Genomic DNA, 13,542 nt, shown 5'->3' on the forward strand with positions numbered 1-13,542 from the left:
CTGGGTTAATGTCGTACACCATGACGATCGGCGGTGATACCGGGCGCAAGCCGTCCGAGGTCACGCTGGACAACTGGCAGTCGGCCGCCCACCTGCACTGGGCGTTCCAGCACGTCGCCGACTTCCTTCCCACGGCGGTGATCTCCCGCGGCCACGGACCCATCGCCGAGTTGACGTCTACTCCGACCGCGCTGTCGGACATCCCGCTTCACGACCACACCAACGACCGACGCACCACCGTCGGCGACGTGATGGCAAGCACCGCAACCGACGGCTGGATCGTCGTCCAGCACGGCAAGGTGCTCGCCGAGCAGTACCACGGCGGCATGCTGCCGGGCACCTCCCATCTGCTGATGTCGGTGAGCAAGTCATTGGTCGGCATGGTCGCCGGCGCCTTGATCACCAGCGGTGCACTTGACCCCGACGCGCAACTGTCGAGGTATGTGCCCGTGCTGGCGCAGTCGGGCTATGCCGGTGCGACGGTGCGCCACCTGCTCGATATGCGTTCGGGCATAGCGTTTTCCGAGGACTACCTGGACCCCATGGCCGAAGTGCGCTTGCTGGAGCAGGCCATCGGGTGGGCGCCGCGCACCGTGCCGAACCTGCCCAGCACCATGTACGACTTCCTGCTCACCCTGCGCCAGAAATCGCCGCACGGCGGGCCGTTCGAGTACCGGTCCTGCGAGACGGACGTGCTCGGGTGGATCTGCGAAGCCGCCGCTGGAGTGCGGATGCCCGAACTCATGTCCCACCTGCTGTGGAGCAAACTCGGTGCGCAGAACGATGCGACCATCGGCGTCGACTCAGTGGGCACGGGCATGTTCGACGGCGGTATCAATGCCTGCCTACGGGACCTGGTCCGGTTCGGGATGCTCTTCCTCACCGGCGGAACATCGCTGACCGGCCAGCAGGTGGTGGCGCCGTCGTGGATTGCGGACACCTTCTCGGGCGGACCCGATTCGCGCGAGGCATTTGCCGCCAGCCCCGACGACAACCGCATGCCAGGCGGCATGTACCGCAACCAGTGCTGGCTGCCCTACCCCGGCGACGACGTGTTGTTGTGCCTGGGCATCCACGGCCAGATGATCTACGTCAACCGGTCGGCGGACGTCGTCGCCGCCAAACTGTCGAGCTGGCCGTTGCCGCAGGACGCCACCAAACTGTTCCCGACCATCGCCGCCTTCGACGAAATCGCGGCAAACTTGAGTTAGCAGCCCGAAAGGAGCGCGGCATGGCGACCGATTTGACGCTCTATCTCGACGACCAACCGGGTGAGCTGGCCAGGGTCGGCGATGTGCTCGGAAAGGCAGGCGCCAACATCGACGGCCTGTGCGCGCTGCCCAGCGGCGGTGGCCAGGCAGAGGTGCACATCCTGGTGCAGGATCCAACCCCCGCCTTCGAGGCGTTGGAGCACGCCGGCATCAAGATCGCCTCCGAGCAGGAGGTGATCGTGATGGACATCGAGGACCGGCCGGGTGCGCTCGGCGAAGTCGCCCGCAAGCTCGGCGATGCGGACGTCAACCTGACCACCGCCTACTTGGCGACCAACACCCGGCTCGTGCTGGCCGCGGACAATCTCGCCGAGGCGAAGGCCGCGCTCGGCTAGATTGCAACGCGTGACGACGATCGAGATCAGTACCCCCGACGGCCCGATCGACGCGCTGTGCAGCGTCCCCGAAGGACAGGGCCCGTGGCCGGGCGTCGTCGTCATTCATGACGCGATCGGCTACGGACCGGACAACGAGGCCATCTCACGGCGTATCGGCGCGGCGGGATACATCGCGATCACGCCGAATCTGTACGCCCGCGGCGGCCGGGCGCGCTGCGTCACCCGGGTGTTCCGCGAGCTGATGGCCAAACGCGGCCGCGCCCTCGACGACGTCCTCGCGGCGCGAGATCACCTGCGTGCCATGCCCGAGTGCAACGGAGCGATCGGCATCGCAGGCTTCTGCATGGGCGGCCAATTCGCGCTCGTCATGTCGCCCAAAGGATTTGGTGCGTCGGCGCCGTTCTACGGCACGCCGCTACCGCGAAATCTCAGCGAAACACTGGACGGCGCATGCCCCATCGTTGCCAGCTTCGGCCGGCGCGACCCGGCCGGTATCGGGGCGGCCGCAAAGCTGCAGAAAGTGGTCGACGAGAAGGGCATTCCGGCCGATATCAAGGTCTACCCCGACGCCGGGCACAGCTTCGCCAACAAGCTCCCCGGCCAGCCGCTGCTGCGGATCGCCGGGTTTGGCTACAACGAGGCCGCCACCGAGGACGCCTGGTCGCGCGTCTTTGCGTTCTTTGGTGAGCACCTGCGCGGCCAGAGCGACTGAGCAGACTCAAATCGCTTGCAGCACAGCGCCGATGGCGAGGCCGACGACCAGCAACGCACCCGCCCGTCGCACATGAAGCCACGCCAGCGCGGCGTACCACAGCGGCCACACCGGAAAATCGGCGGGCGGTTCGTCGGGGGGCGGCCGACGGAAATACGGCCAGATCTTCACCAGCCGCGGCACCGCCAGAATCACGATCAGCGTGGGCCACGGCATCGCTCCCACCACGACCGCCACCGCGGTCAGTACATAAAAACCGACCATCATCGCCAGCGTGACCGCGCGCGCACGGACCGCACCCAGGATGACGGGAAGCGTTCGCACACCTAGTGGTTCGTCGTACGGAATCTTGTCGATGTGCTTGCCCATCAACACCGTGGTGCACAACAACCCGTACGGCAGTGACGCCAGCGCGATGTCCCAGCCGACCGTGCCGACCGCCGAGTAGTACGTGCCGCACACCATCAACGGACCCCAGACGACAAACACGTCGGGCTCGCCGAGGCCACGCTTCTTGAGCCGCAGCGGCGGCGCCGTATAGGCGACGCTCAAGACGAACCCCGCCAACCCGAAGGCCAGTACCGGCCATCCCCGCGCCATCGTGAGGACGACGAGGATGACGAGGCCGAGCAGGTTCACCCCGAGGATCGCGGTGATGAGCGTGCGCCGGCTCACCAACCCCGATAGCACCGGGTGTGGCGCGTACAGCGCGCGTGGGTAGCCGGCGCTGTCGGTGCCGACTTGCGTGTCGAACAGGTCGTTCATCAGGTTGTTCGCGATGTGCGCCAGGGTGATGCCGACGATGGCCAGGACGAGCCAGCGCCAATCCAGACCGGGTTGGCCGACCGCCAGCAGCGCGGCGACCAAACCGGACACCAGCGTCATCGGCAGCACCGCCGCGCGGGTGACGACGATCCAGCGGGTGACGAAGTCGACGGACGCGTCTGGCGGCGGGTTGGTGGTGCGCAGCGCGTAGGCCCACGAGCTCAACCGCGAACGCGCTGCCAGCTCAGGCATTTTTCGATGGTAGCGCGCACCCGTGAAATCGGTCCGGCCTTTTCGTCTCACTCTGAGACACATTTGACGTTGCATCTCGCATCCATGCTGGTCATCGACGCGCTTGAGACAACGTCCATTCACCCAGGTCAATGGCTGTTTCGCAATCTTCAAACTGCCTTGACAAGCGTTGTTCGGACAACGAAAGCTCAAGGCGTGCAAGTTGTCTCAGACCTGTTCGACGCCGCGGTGATCGACGATCCGTATCCGTTCTACGAAAGGCTGCGCGGCACGGCGCCGGTGCACCGGGTGGGCGACACCGGCTTCTATCTGGTGTCGACGGCCGAAGCGGTCCGTGAGGCGACGGCCCGCACCGACGACTTTTCGTCGAACCTCACCGCAACACTGGTGCAACACGGTGACCGCGCGGCGGTGTTCGATATGGACGGCGCTGGCGAGGCGCGACACGTGCTTGCCACCGCTGATGACCCGCACCACGCCCTCGAGCGCAAGCTGGTGCTACCCGGACTGGTGGCCAAGCGTATCCGCGCGCTGGAGCCCGAGATCGAGCACATCGCTGAGCGGCTATGGGAGGCCGCCGCATCCGAGAACACCATTGAATGGATGTCGGCGATGGGCGATCGACTACCAATGACGTTGGTGGCCAAACTGATTGGTCTGCCCGACGCGGACGTGCCGCAACTCGTCGACTGGGGCTATGGCAGCACCGAACTGCTGGGCGGCGTGGTGGCGCAGGACCGCCTCCCCGTCGTCGTCAACGCGGCGGTCCAACTCGGCGGGTACCTGCACACCGCCTTCGACGATGCGATGCGCCACCCACACGACGATCTGCTCGGCGACCTGGCCCGAGCGGTGGATGCCGGCGACGTCGACCGGGAGGTCGCCGTGTTGATGCTGATTCAGCTTGTCGGGGCGGGTGGCGAATCGACCGCCGGACTGATCGGCAACGCCGCCCGGTTACTTGCGACGCATCATGACCTGCAAGCGGTTGTCAGGGCCGACGCGGCCCTGCTGGCGCCCTTGCTGGAGGAGACGCTGCGGCTGGAATCGCCGTTCCGCGCGCACCATCGCCACGTCACCACCGACACCGCGCTCGCGGGAGTGGATTTGCCGCGGGGCGGCCATCTGCTGCTGATGTGGGGTTCGGCGAACCGCGACCCCGAGGCCTTCGACGACCCCGACCTGCCGCGGCTGGATCGTGCCAATCTCCGCGGGCATCTGGCGTTCGGCAAGGGGTTGCACTTTTGCGTCGGCGCGGCCTTGGCCCGCACCGAGGCGAGAATCGCGTTACAAACCCTGCTCGATCACACGACCTGGTTCAGATTGGCCGACGCCGAATGGTTGCCGAGCATCTTCGTGCGCCGGCACCGCCGTCTGGAGCTCGCCGTCGACTGACATCAGCGATACTGCACAATGCCGAGCCCATTGATGCGTCGGAAGTGTTCCGGATTCGCGGTGACGATCGGGATGCCCAAACGCAAACTCGTGCAACCGATCCAGAGATCGTTGGCACCGATCAACTCGCCCCGGCGACGTCGTCCACCGTCGGCAGCTCGGCAATCGCCTCGAGCAGCTCCCCTGCGGTCGGAGTCTTCGTAAGCGACCGTCGCACCCGAGTCGGCAACTAGTCGGGCAGCCGCAGCTCGGGCTTTTCCACTTCTTCGATGTTGACGTCTTTGAAGGTGATCACCCGAACCTGCTTGACGAAGCGGGCGGGCCGGTACATGTCCCACACCCACGCGTCGGCCAGCCGCAGCTCGAAGTACACCTCACCGTCGGAATTGCGGGGCACCAGCTCCACGCTGTTGGCCAGGTAGAACCGCCGCTCGGTTTCGACGACGTAGCTGAACTGACCGACGATGTCCTTGTATTCGCGGTACAGCGAGAGCTCCATCTCGGTTTCGTACTTCTCGAGATCCTCGGCACTCATCTGCTTCGCTGTCCTTCGTCTAGGGCTGGCTTCATTCTCCCTTACCCGACTTCGCCGCACCGATCCGGCTCGTCCGGATCGTCGATCAGCTCCGTCACCATCCTGACGCCGGTCGGCGTGGCGACCCGGCGCACGTTGATGAACGAGTACCGGTGCTGGGCGCACGGACCCAACTCGGCCAGCGCGGCGGTGTGCGCGGGCGTGCTGTAGCCCTTGTGTTCGGCAAAGCCGTAGCCGGGATGCTCCGAATCCATCTTGACCATCAACCGGTCCCGGCTGACCTTGGCCAGCACGCTGGCCGCGGCGATGCAGGCCGCCGCGGCGTCGCCGCTCACCACCGGCAGCGACGGCATCGGCAGCCCGGGCACCCGAAACCCGTCGGACAGCACATATCCCGGCCGCACCGACAGACCGGCCACCGCCCGTCGCATGCCCTCGATGTTGGCCACGTGCACCCCGCGCCGGTCCACCTCCGTCGACGGGATGAACACCACGTGATAGGCCAGCGCGTAGCGACGGATGAGCGGGAACAGGCGCTCACGTTCCTTTTCGTTGAGCTTCTTGGAGTCGTCGAGAGCGGCCAGGCTCTCCAAGCGATTGGGCCCGAGCACGCACGCCGCGACCACCAAAGGTCCCGCGCACGCCCCGCGACCAACCTCGTCGACCCCTGCCACCGGGCCCAGGCCGCTGCGGTACAGCGCGGACTCCAGGGTGCGCAGGCCAGATGACTTCCGGATCACCGTTCGGGGCGGCCATGTCGCCGGCAACTGCAGCTCCTACTGGCTGTTTTGCGAATTCACCTGCGGGTTCACGCTGCCCACTCCGCCCCATCGCGACGGTGGCCACGCGATGAACCGTGCCTTTCCAATGACATTGTCTACCGGCACCGTGGCCGATGTGGGATCGCCCGTACACAACAATCCGCGCTGGGCGTCTGCGGGCACGTTGGTGCAGTGTGCGCGCGAATCCGCGGAGTGTGTGCGGTTGTCACCCATCACCCACAGCCGGCCTTCGGGCACCGTGACGGGTCCGAATTCGTTGCCGAGGCACGGGTAGATCTTCGGGTCGGCCATCATCGTGCTCGGGTCGAGGTAGGGCTCGTTGAGCGGCTTGCCATCAACGGTCAGACCGGTGTTGGCACGACATGCGACGGTCTGCCCGCCCACGGCGATGATCCGCTTCACCAAGTCGTTCTCGTCGGGCGGCACGAAGCCGACGAAAGACAGCGCGTTCTGCAACCAGCGCACCGCCGTGTTGTCGGACCGGATCGACTTGTAGCCGATGTTCCACGCCGGCGGGCCCTTGAACACGATGACGTCGCCCGGCTCGGGTTCGGAGAACCGGTAGGTCAGCTTGTCCACCATGATCCGGTCGCCGGTGCATCCGTGGCAGCCGTGCAGAGTGGGTTCCATCGACTCCGACGGGATGAGATACGGCCGGGCGACGAAGGTGAGCATGACGTAATAGAGCACCAACGCGATGGTCACCAGGATCGCCGCTTCGCGCAGCGCACCGTGCTTGCGCTTGGGTTCTTCGGCTTTGTCCTGGGTCGCACCGTCGTCGACGACGTCGGCGTCGGTGCTATCGAGAGAGTCGGCGGAGTCCGTGGATCCGGTCACGGCGTCAACAGTAGCCAGCGAAGTGGAGATTGCCGCCGGAGCCTGTCGATTCGGTCAGCGCTTTTCCTTGATCTTGGCCTTCTTGCCGCGCAGCTCACGCAGGTAGTACAGCTTCGCGCGGCGTACATCGCCACGGGTGACGACGTCGATGTGGTCGATGTTCGGCGAGTGCACGGGGAAGGTCCGCTCGACGCCGACGCCGTAGCTCTCCTTGCGCACCGTGAAGGTCTCGCGGATCCCGCCGCCCTGGCGGCGCAGCACGACGCCCTTGAAGACCTGGATACGCTCCTTGGACCCCTCGATGACCTTCACGTGCACGTTGACCGTGTCGCCGGGGCCGAAGTCCGGGATGTCGTCGCGCAGCGACGCTTGATCGACGAAGTCCAGCGTGTTCATCGGTGACACTTCCTTGCTGTTGGCGGCCTCGGACGGGGCTTCGCGATGCGACGCGGGCCGCCGAGCCGATGTAGTTCGGGCGTTGGGGGCGTATCTCGCAGCGGGCAAAAATCAGTCGGCCCACGCGGACAACTGCTCAATTGTGCCAGATGAGCATCGATGCAGTGAAATCGCCGCCTCTCCCGACACCAGACACTGAGGGCGCCTAAGTACGCGCGGTGGGCAGCCAACGGTTAGGCTGAACATACGGGCTGGCTGGAGCGACGGGGCAAGCCTGGTTCCAGTTCTGGATCACGCGAGGGAGGGCCCATGCGACGGCGGCCGTCGAGGCTGGTCATGGGCGCCGCAGCCGCGTTGGCGGTGGCGCTGGTCGCGGCGGGTTGCGAAGCCAAGGTGTACGGCACTACGCCGGCACCACCAAAAGCGCCGCCGGTGACGGGCGTCGCCCCGCAGGGCGAGTTGGCTCCCCTGCCGCAAGCTCCGCCCGACGAACCCGCGGCCACCTTCGACGGGTTGGCGGACCGCGCGCGACAGGCCACCGCCGACGCCGCCAAGGCCGGCGCCAAGATCTCAGCGGTCGTGCTGGATCGCAACACCGGCCAAATCGTCTCCAGCGGTGACCAGCCTTTCCCGATCGCGTCCGTGGTGAAGCTGTTCATCGCCGACGACCTGCTGATGCGCGACGAGCCGCTGTCCCCCGTCGACCGCAGGTCGCTCGACGTCATGCTGCGATCGTCGGACGACAGCGCCGCCGAGATCTTCTGGAACCAACTCGGTGGAAGCGCCGTCATCGGCCGCATCGTGGCGCGATACAAGTTGACAGGCACCTCGGCGCCCTACGACGGGCACTGGGACGTCACACTCAGTACCGCAAGCGATCTGGTCCGCTACTACGACATGCTGCTGGACGGCAGCGGCGGCCTGCCCCGGGACAAGGCCGAGATCATCCTGTCGAACCTCGCGCTGTCCACGCCGATGGCGATCGACGGCACCCAGCCTGGCGGTGTCTACCCGCAGCGGTTCGGCATCCCCGACGGGCTGTACGCCGAACCGGTTGCGGTCAAACAGGGTTGGTTCTGCTGCTGGAACGGCGCCAACCAGTTGCACGTGTCCACCGGCGTGATCGGCCCGGAGCGCCGCTATGTGATGGCGATCAGTTCGTTACAGCCCACCGACCCCGCCGCCGCGCGCAACACCATCACCCAGGTGGTCAAGACGATGTTCCCGGGCGGGCGGATCTAGCTCTCGTCCAAGAGATCCGGGCGGCGCTCACGGGTGCGCTTCACCGCCTGCTCCCGGCGCCACGCCGCGATCTTCGCGTGGTCACCGGACAGCAGCATCTCGGGCACGTCGAGACCGCGCCAGCTCGGCGGCCTGGTGTAGCTCGGGCCTTCCAGCAAGCCCCCGTTTTGCACAGAATGCGAATCTTCTTGGTGCGACGCCGGATTCCCCAGCACGTCGGGCAGCAGCCGGACGACCGCCTCAATCATGACCAGCGCCGCGGACTCACCGCCGGGCAGCACGTAGTCGCCGATGGACACTTCTTCGACGCGCATCCGTCGGCCGGCGTCGTCGATGACGCGTTGGTCGATGCCTTCGTAGCGACCGCAGGCGAATACCAAATGCTTTTCGTTACTCCATCTTTGAGCATCGGCCTGGGTGAACAGTCGGCCCGCGGGTGTGGGTACGACGAGAAGTGTTTCCGTCGAACAGATTTCGTCGAGCGCCTCACCCCACACTGGAGCCTTCATCACCATGCCGGGGCCGCCCCCGTAGGGCGCGTCGTCGACGGAGCGGTGCACGTCGTGGGTCCACCGTCGCAGATCGTGTACTTCAAGCTCGACGATGCCGGCGTCAATCGCTTTGCCCGGCAACGATTGTCGAAGCGGATCGAGGTAGGCGGGGAAGATCGTCACCACATCGATGCGCATGTCAGCCCAACTCCAGCAGACCGTCAGGCGGATCGATCTCGATGATCTGCTCGGCCAGCGAGACCGAGGTGACGATGGCGCTGACGAAGGGCACCAGCACTTCGCCTCCCTCGGCGCGTACCGCGAGCAGCTCGCCCGCCGCGGTGTGCAATACCTCGGCGACGGTTCCGACCGGCGCGCCGTGGACCGTCCGCACCTGCAGCCCTTCGAGCTGGTGATCGTAGAACTCGTCAGGGTCCTCGATGGGCGGCAGGTCAGCGGACTCGACGACAAAGACGGTGCCGCGCAACGCCTCGGCGGCATTGCGGTCGGCGACACCGGCCAATCGGATCAGCAACCGGGGGCCGTGCTCGCGGACGGAGTCGATGACGAAACGGCCTTCGGTTCCGCCTTTGGCGGGCCTGCCGCGCAGCGCGGTGCCGGGCGCGAACCGGTCAGCCGGGTCGTCGGTGTGAATGTCGACGACGACCTCGCCGGTGATGCCGTGCGCTCTGACGACCCGCCCGACGACCAGGTCCATGACGCCTACTGGTCGGTGTCCACTACGTCGACGCGGATGCCCCGGCCGCCGATGCCGGCGACCAACGTACGCAACGCCGTCGCGGTGCGACCGCCCCGGCCGATGACCTTGCCGAGATCGTCGGGATGCACGTGCACCTCCACGGTGCGACCTCGGCGATTTGTCACCATGTCAACCCGGACATCGTCGGGATTGTCGACGATTCCGCGGACCAGGTGCTCGACGGCGTCAACGACCACTGAGCTCACGGTCGCGCTCAGCTCTCGGTCGACTCGGTCGACTCGGCCTGTTCGGCGGCCCCGGCCGCGGTCGCGTCGGCGCCTTCGGCGGCGGGCTCGGACTCGTCCTTCACAGGAGCCGTTTCGGCCTCGACCTTCTCAGCCTTCTCAGCCTTGTCGGCCTTCTCGGCCGCCTTCTTGGCGGGCGCCTTCTTCTTCTTGGGCTGTGCGGCCTCGGTGCTCGGCCCGCCCTCGGCTTCGGCCAGCGCCGCGTTGAACAGTTCGAGCTTACTGGGCTTGGGCTCCTTGACCTTCAGCGTGCCCTCGGCGCCAGGCAGACCCTTGAACTTCTGCCAGTCGCCGGTGATCTTCAGCAGCGCCAGCACGGGTTCGGTGGGCTGGGCACCGACGCTGAGCCAGTACTGAGCCCGCTCCGAGTCGATCTCGATGAGGCTGGGGTCTTCTTTGGGGTGGTACCGGCCGATGACCTCGATGGCGCGGCCGTCGCGGCGGGTGCGCGCGTCGGCGACGGCGATGCGGTACTGGGGATTGCGGATCTTGCCAAGCCGAGTGAGCTTGATCTTGACAGCCATGGTTAAGCGACTTCTCCTGTGGTTGCCACGCTGCAATTCAGCGATCGCTGGCGGGATGCCGGGATCCGGTTTTGCCTTACGTGTGTGACCGCCGCACAGCCGTGGTCGTGCGGCAGACAGCCGCTCATTGTGCCAGAACAGCCGTGAACAGTGGAAATCGCGGCGAGCCGGCCGCTCACCATGCTTTACAACATCGTTGCTAAGTGTCACGCTCTGGAGATGGATGACGCCGCTGCGCTGCTGGACATCGAGGCGCTCAAGCAGTTGAAGGCCCGCTACTGCCGTTATCTGGACACCAAAGACTGGCAGGCGTGGCGGCGCCTCTTCGCCGACGACTTCCTCAGCGACACGTCGGAGGCGGGCGGCACGGTGATCCACGGCGCCGACGACTTCGTCGCCTTCACCCGCAAAAGTCTTCGCGATCAAGCCACCGTGCACCAGGTCCATGCGCCCGAGATCGAGGTGACCTCGGCGACCACGGCCCGCGGCGTGTGGGCGCTCGAGGACGTCGTGCGGCTGGCTCCGGGCGTGAACCTGCGGGGGTACGGGCACTACACCGAAACCTACGAAAAGGTTGACGGGCAGTGGCGATTCACCAGCTCAAAGCTGACCCGCTTGCGCGAAGACGTCTTCAATATCTTTGTCTCCGTGTATGTTTCGGACCGCATCAAGAGACTGATCGCCAAGGCGGCGCGTCGACAGCGGCCCGCTTAGACGAGTTTGTCGAAGCACTTCTCCTCGACGCGACGGCTCATGCGCCATCCGTCGGGCGTGCGGATGAACTCGTCGACGTACCAGATCCCGACGAAGTAGATCTGCTTGTGCTCGCCGCCCATCGCCATGGGGTTGAAGCAGATGGCGCGCGACGTCGCACGGTCACCGTCAATGCGGAGATCGACATTGCCGAGCATGTGGTAGTACGCGGGGAAGTTGGGCAGCACCTCGGCCAGCCATGCCTTGACTCGCGGATACTGCCCGTCGATTCCGCCCGTCACGCGGTAGTCGATGTAGGCGTCGGGCGTGAACACCTTGTCCAGGTCGTCGAAGCGCTTCTGGTCGATGGCCGTCGAGTAGTCGATCAGCAGCTGCTGGATCTCGAACCGATCCGATATCTCCGCCAGGCTCAGCATGGAGATCGATTGAACACGATCGCGCCGCGGGTTTAGGCTCAGCGCCCGTGGGGAGGCTCTTTTTATCTATTCTTGCCGCGTTGTGCCTGGTCGTCGGGGGAACCGTTACAGCGCACGCCGCGCCGGTGCCCGGCATCAGCCAGCCGGCCGGCTCGGTACCTGTGCCCGAGGGTCCCGCTCAGGCGTGGATCGTCGCTGATATGGACACCGGCCAAGTGCTCGCCGCCCGCGATGAGTACGGCTCGTACGCCCCGGCCAGCACCATCAAGGTGCTGCTGGCGCTGACCGTGCTCGACGAGCTGCCGCTCAATGCGACCGTCGTTGCCAACGAGGCCGACACCCGCGTCGAATGCAACTGCGCAGGCGTGGCGCCCGGCCACACCTACACCGCCCGGCAGCTGCTCGACGCGGCGCTGCTGGTGTCGGGCAACGACGCGGCCAACACGCTGGCCACCATGCTCGGCGGTCACGACGCGGCGGTGATGAAGATGAACGGCAAGGCTGCACTGCTGGGTGCGTACGGCACCAATGTCGGGTCGCCGTCCGGCCTGGACGGACCCGGTATCGACATGTGGTCGTCGCCGCACGATCTGGCGGTGATCTTCCGCGCGGCCATGGCCAATCCGGTGTTCGCGCAGATCACCGCCCAGCCCACTGCGGTGTTCCCTACCAAGACCGGCGAGAAGGTCTTGGTCAACCAGGACGAGCTGCTCAAGCGTTATCCCGGAACCCTCGGCGGCAAAACCGGTTTCACCGACCGGGCGCGCAAGACTTTCGTCGGCGCTGCCGAGCGCAACGGCCGCCGACTGGTGATCGCGCTGATGTACGGGATGGACAAGCCCGGTGGCCCGACCTACTGGGACCAGGCCGCGAGCCTGCTGGACTGGGGTTTTGCGCTCGATCGCAACGCCAGCATCGGGATGCTGTAGCCGAAAGTTGCGCATTCGCAACCGATCCGATACCCGTGCGCGGCTAAATCCAGTGTTTTCACAGGTTACGCTCAGCGCCCGTGCGAAAAGTGTTGGCGGCGTTGGTAACCGCGCTGATGATCGTCGCCGGCGCTCCGGTCGCCTCAGCCGAGCCAGCCGGCGCCGTCGCGCTGCCCGATGGCCCCGCACCCGCCTGGCTGGTCGCTGACCTCGACAGCGGCCGCATCCTGGCCTCCAAGGACCCGTACGCGCAGCACGCTCCCGCCAGCACCATCAAACCGTTGCTCGCGATGGTGGTGCTCGACCATCTGCGCCCCGATAACTTCGCGCGCGCCAACGAATCTCACACCGAGGTCGAGTGCTCATGCGTCGGATTGAAACCCGGCCAGGCCTACACCACGCGCCAACTGCTGGAGGGGCTGCTGATGGTGTCGGGCAACGACGCGGCCAACATGCTCGCCGACATGCTCGGCGGCCAGCGTGTCGCGGTCGCGGCGATGAACCGCAAGGCCGCCGCGGTGGGCGCCCGCGGCACCAAGGCGTCCTCGCCGTCCGGCCTCGACGGGCCCGGCTGGGAATCGACCACCACGCCGCATGACCTCGCGGTGATTTTGCGTGCGGCGCTGCGCTATCCGCTGATCGCCCAGATCATGCGACAGCAGTCCGCACAGCTGCCCGGCAAGACCATCACCAACCAGAACGAACTGCTGACGCGCTATCCCGGCACCATCGCGGGCAAGACCGGCTTCACCAACCTGGCCCGCAATACGTTCGTCGCCGCCGCCCAGCGCGGGAACCGACGCCTCGTGGTCGCGCAGATGTACGGCACCGGCGACCTCTACGGCCAGGCGATCGGCTTGTTCGACTGGGGCTTCTCCCAATACCCGTAGCCCAATACCCGTAGCGCGCAATACCCGTAGCGCGCGAAATTGCGTTCC

18 protein-coding genes are annotated in these 13,542 nt (G+C 66.2%); 8 read left to right on the top strand and 10 right to left on the bottom strand.

Annotated elements, in window-relative coordinates:
* Nucleotides 1-20 precede the first annotated feature (20 nt).
* The 3 genes from CWS39_RS10740 to CWS39_RS10750 are packed head-to-tail and all read left to right on the top strand — an operon-like array spanning nucleotide 21 to nucleotide 2,321.
* The gene (locus CWS39_RS10740) at nucleotides 21-1,211 is read left to right on the top strand and encodes a serine hydrolase domain-containing protein (RefSeq protein ID WP_102143011.1); all 1,191 of its coding nucleotides are present in this window, start codon (nucleotides 21-23) and stop codon (nucleotides 1,209-1,211) included.
* Between the two features lie 20 nt (nucleotides 1,212-1,231).
* Nucleotides 1,232-1,606, top strand: coding sequence for an amino acid-binding protein (locus tag CWS39_RS10745; protein WP_102142909.1), 375 nt, complete (start codon nucleotides 1,232-1,234; stop codon nucleotides 1,604-1,606).
* Between the two features lie 10 nt (nucleotides 1,607-1,616).
* Nucleotides 1,617-2,321 carry a dienelactone hydrolase family protein gene (locus CWS39_RS10750; RefSeq protein ID WP_102142910.1) on the top strand — a complete coding sequence of 235 codons (705 nt, stop codon included), beginning with the start codon at nucleotides 1,617-1,619 and terminating at the stop codon, nucleotides 2,319-2,321.
* Nucleotides 2,322-2,327: 6 nt separating this feature from the next.
* Here the strand turns inward: CWS39_RS10750 and CWS39_RS10755 are convergent, their stop codons facing one another.
* Nucleotides 2,328-3,338, bottom strand: a complete 1,011-nt coding sequence (locus CWS39_RS10755) for a prenyltransferase (protein WP_102142911.1) — start codon at nucleotides 3,336-3,338, stop codon at nucleotides 2,328-2,330.
* A gap of 195 nt (nucleotides 3,339-3,533) precedes the next feature.
* On the opposite strand from CWS39_RS10755, the gene CWS39_RS10760 reads away from it, so the two are divergent.
* Entirely contained in the window at nucleotides 3,534-4,733 is a 1,200-nt protein-coding gene (locus CWS39_RS10760) for a cytochrome P450 (RefSeq protein ID WP_233213449.1), read from the top strand.
* Nucleotides 4,734-4,962: 229 nt separating this feature from the next.
* Here CWS39_RS10760 and CWS39_RS10770 read toward each other — a convergent pair whose 3' ends face one another.
* The 4 genes from CWS39_RS10770 to rplS are packed head-to-tail and all read right to left on the bottom strand — an operon-like array spanning nucleotide 4,963 to nucleotide 7,283.
* A complete protein-coding gene (locus tag CWS39_RS10770; protein ID WP_102142913.1) occupies nucleotides 4,963-5,268 on the bottom strand; it encodes a DUF2469 domain-containing protein in 306 nt (101 codons plus the stop codon).
* Between the two features lie 41 nt (nucleotides 5,269-5,309).
* Complete coding sequence (locus tag CWS39_RS10775) at nucleotides 5,310-6,035, bottom strand: ribonuclease HII (protein ID WP_102142914.1); 726 nt, start codon at nucleotides 6,033-6,035, stop codon at nucleotides 5,310-5,312.
* Between the two features lie 9 nt (nucleotides 6,036-6,044).
* The gene (gene lepB, locus CWS39_RS10780) at nucleotides 6,045-6,905 is read right to left on the bottom strand and encodes a signal peptidase I (protein WP_431306114.1); all 861 of its coding nucleotides are present in this window, start codon (nucleotides 6,903-6,905) and stop codon (nucleotides 6,045-6,047) included.
* A gap of 36 nt (nucleotides 6,906-6,941) precedes the next feature.
* Complete coding sequence (gene rplS, locus CWS39_RS10785; protein ID WP_090338961.1) at nucleotides 6,942-7,283, bottom strand: 50S ribosomal protein L19; 342 nt, start codon at nucleotides 7,281-7,283, stop codon at nucleotides 6,942-6,944.
* 309 nt (nucleotides 7,284-7,592) lie between these two features.
* Here rplS and CWS39_RS10790 point away from each other — a divergent pair, with 309 nt between their 5' ends.
* Nucleotides 7,593-8,525, top strand: coding sequence for a serine hydrolase (locus CWS39_RS10790; protein ID WP_102142916.1), 933 nt, complete (start codon nucleotides 7,593-7,595; stop codon nucleotides 8,523-8,525).
* Here CWS39_RS10790 and trmD read toward each other — a convergent pair.
* Genes trmD through rpsP form a run of 4 tightly spaced genes read right to left on the bottom strand, consistent with a single transcriptional unit; the run spans nucleotide 8,522 to nucleotide 10,545 of the window.
* On the bottom strand, nucleotides 8,522-9,214 hold the full coding sequence (trmD, locus tag CWS39_RS10795; RefSeq protein ID WP_102142917.1) for a tRNA (guanosine(37)-N1)-methyltransferase TrmD: 693 nt from the start codon (nucleotides 9,212-9,214) through the stop codon (nucleotides 8,522-8,524). The two genes, CWS39_RS10790 and trmD, sit on opposite strands and share 4 nt — an antisense overlap.
* Nucleotide 9,215: 1 nt before the next feature.
* Nucleotides 9,216-9,734 (bottom strand): ribosome maturation factor RimM, encoded by a 519-nt coding sequence (gene rimM, locus CWS39_RS10800; RefSeq protein ID WP_102142918.1) that lies wholly within the window; start codon nucleotides 9,732-9,734, stop codon nucleotides 9,216-9,218.
* A gap of 5 nt (nucleotides 9,735-9,739) precedes the next feature.
* On the bottom strand, nucleotides 9,740-9,982 hold the full coding sequence (locus tag CWS39_RS10805) for an RNA-binding protein (RefSeq protein ID WP_003928628.1): 243 nt from the start codon (nucleotides 9,980-9,982) through the stop codon (nucleotides 9,740-9,742).
* An 8-nt stretch (nucleotides 9,983-9,990) separates the two neighbouring features.
* Nucleotides 9,991-10,545, bottom strand: a complete 555-nt coding sequence (gene rpsP, locus CWS39_RS10810) for a 30S ribosomal protein S16 (protein ID WP_102142919.1) — start codon at nucleotides 10,543-10,545, stop codon at nucleotides 9,991-9,993.
* A gap of 219 nt (nucleotides 10,546-10,764) precedes the next feature.
* On the opposite strand from rpsP, the gene CWS39_RS10815 reads away from it, so the two are divergent.
* Entirely contained in the window at nucleotides 10,765-11,259 is a 495-nt protein-coding gene (locus tag CWS39_RS10815) for a nuclear transport factor 2 family protein (protein WP_102142920.1), read from the top strand.
* Here CWS39_RS10815 and CWS39_RS10820 read toward each other — a convergent pair.
* Complete coding sequence (locus tag CWS39_RS10820; RefSeq protein WP_102142921.1) at nucleotides 11,256-11,675, bottom strand: nuclear transport factor 2 family protein; 420 nt, start codon at nucleotides 11,673-11,675, stop codon at nucleotides 11,256-11,258. The genes CWS39_RS10815 and CWS39_RS10820 overlap by 4 nt on opposite strands.
* A 47-nt stretch (nucleotides 11,676-11,722) precedes the next feature.
* Here CWS39_RS10820 and CWS39_RS10825 point away from each other — a divergent pair, with 47 nt between their 5' ends.
* Both CWS39_RS10825 and CWS39_RS10830 read left to right on the top strand, forming a co-directional pair.
* Nucleotides 11,723-12,604: a serine hydrolase gene (locus CWS39_RS10825; RefSeq protein WP_102142922.1), complete on the top strand. Its 882-nt coding sequence runs from the start codon at nucleotides 11,723-11,725 to the stop codon at nucleotides 12,602-12,604.
* A 116-nt stretch (nucleotides 12,605-12,720) separates the two neighbouring features.
* Nucleotides 12,721-13,494, top strand: a complete 774-nt coding sequence (locus tag CWS39_RS10830) for a D-alanyl-D-alanine carboxypeptidase (protein WP_199178070.1) — start codon at nucleotides 12,721-12,723, stop codon at nucleotides 13,492-13,494.
* Nucleotides 13,495-13,542 lie beyond the last annotated feature (48 nt).

This window comes from Mycobacterium hubeiense (genome assembly GCF_002838065.1).
In the GTDB taxonomy this organism is placed as follows: domain Bacteria; phylum Actinomycetota; class Actinomycetes; order Mycobacteriales; family Mycobacteriaceae; genus Mycobacterium; species Mycobacterium hubeiense.

Bases quoted from the DNA above. Each gene is read 5' to 3' on its own strand.
- rplS (WP_090338961.1), bottom strand. From the start codon at position 7,283: ATGAACACGCTGGACTTCGTCGATCAAGCGTCGCTGCGCGACGACATC.
- CWS39_RS10770 (WP_102142913.1), bottom strand. From the start codon at position 5,268: ATGAGTGCCGAGGATCTCGAGAAGTACGAAACCGAGATGGAGCTCTCG.
- CWS39_RS10820 (WP_102142921.1), bottom strand. From the start codon at position 11,675: ATGCTGAGCCTGGCGGAGATATCGGATCGGTTCGAGATCCAGCAGCTG.
- CWS39_RS10815 (WP_102142920.1), top strand. From the start codon at position 10,765: ATGGATGACGCCGCTGCGCTGCTGGACATCGAGGCGCTCAAGCAGTTG.
- trmD (WP_102142917.1), bottom strand. From the start codon at position 9,214: ATGCGCATCGATGTGGTGACGATCTTCCCCGCCTACCTCGATCCGCTT.
- rimM (WP_102142918.1), bottom strand. From the start codon at position 9,734: ATGGACCTGGTCGTCGGGCGGGTCGTCAGAGCGCACGGCATCACCGGC.
- CWS39_RS10740 (WP_102143011.1), top strand. From the start codon at position 21: ATGACGATCGGCGGTGATACCGGGCGCAAGCCGTCCGAGGTCACGCTG.
- CWS39_RS10745 (WP_102142909.1), top strand. From the start codon at position 1,232: ATGGCGACCGATTTGACGCTCTATCTCGACGACCAACCGGGTGAGCTG.
- CWS39_RS10790 (WP_102142916.1), top strand. From the start codon at position 7,593: ATGCGACGGCGGCCGTCGAGGCTGGTCATGGGCGCCGCAGCCGCGTTG.
- rpsP (WP_102142919.1), bottom strand. From the start codon at position 10,545: ATGGCTGTCAAGATCAAGCTCACTCGGCTTGGCAAGATCCGCAATCCC.
- CWS39_RS10830 (WP_199178070.1), top strand. From the start codon at position 12,721: ATGATCGTCGCCGGCGCTCCGGTCGCCTCAGCCGAGCCAGCCGGCGCC.
- CWS39_RS10755 (WP_102142911.1), bottom strand. From the start codon at position 3,338: ATGCCTGAGCTGGCAGCGCGTTCGCGGTTGAGCTCGTGGGCCTACGCG.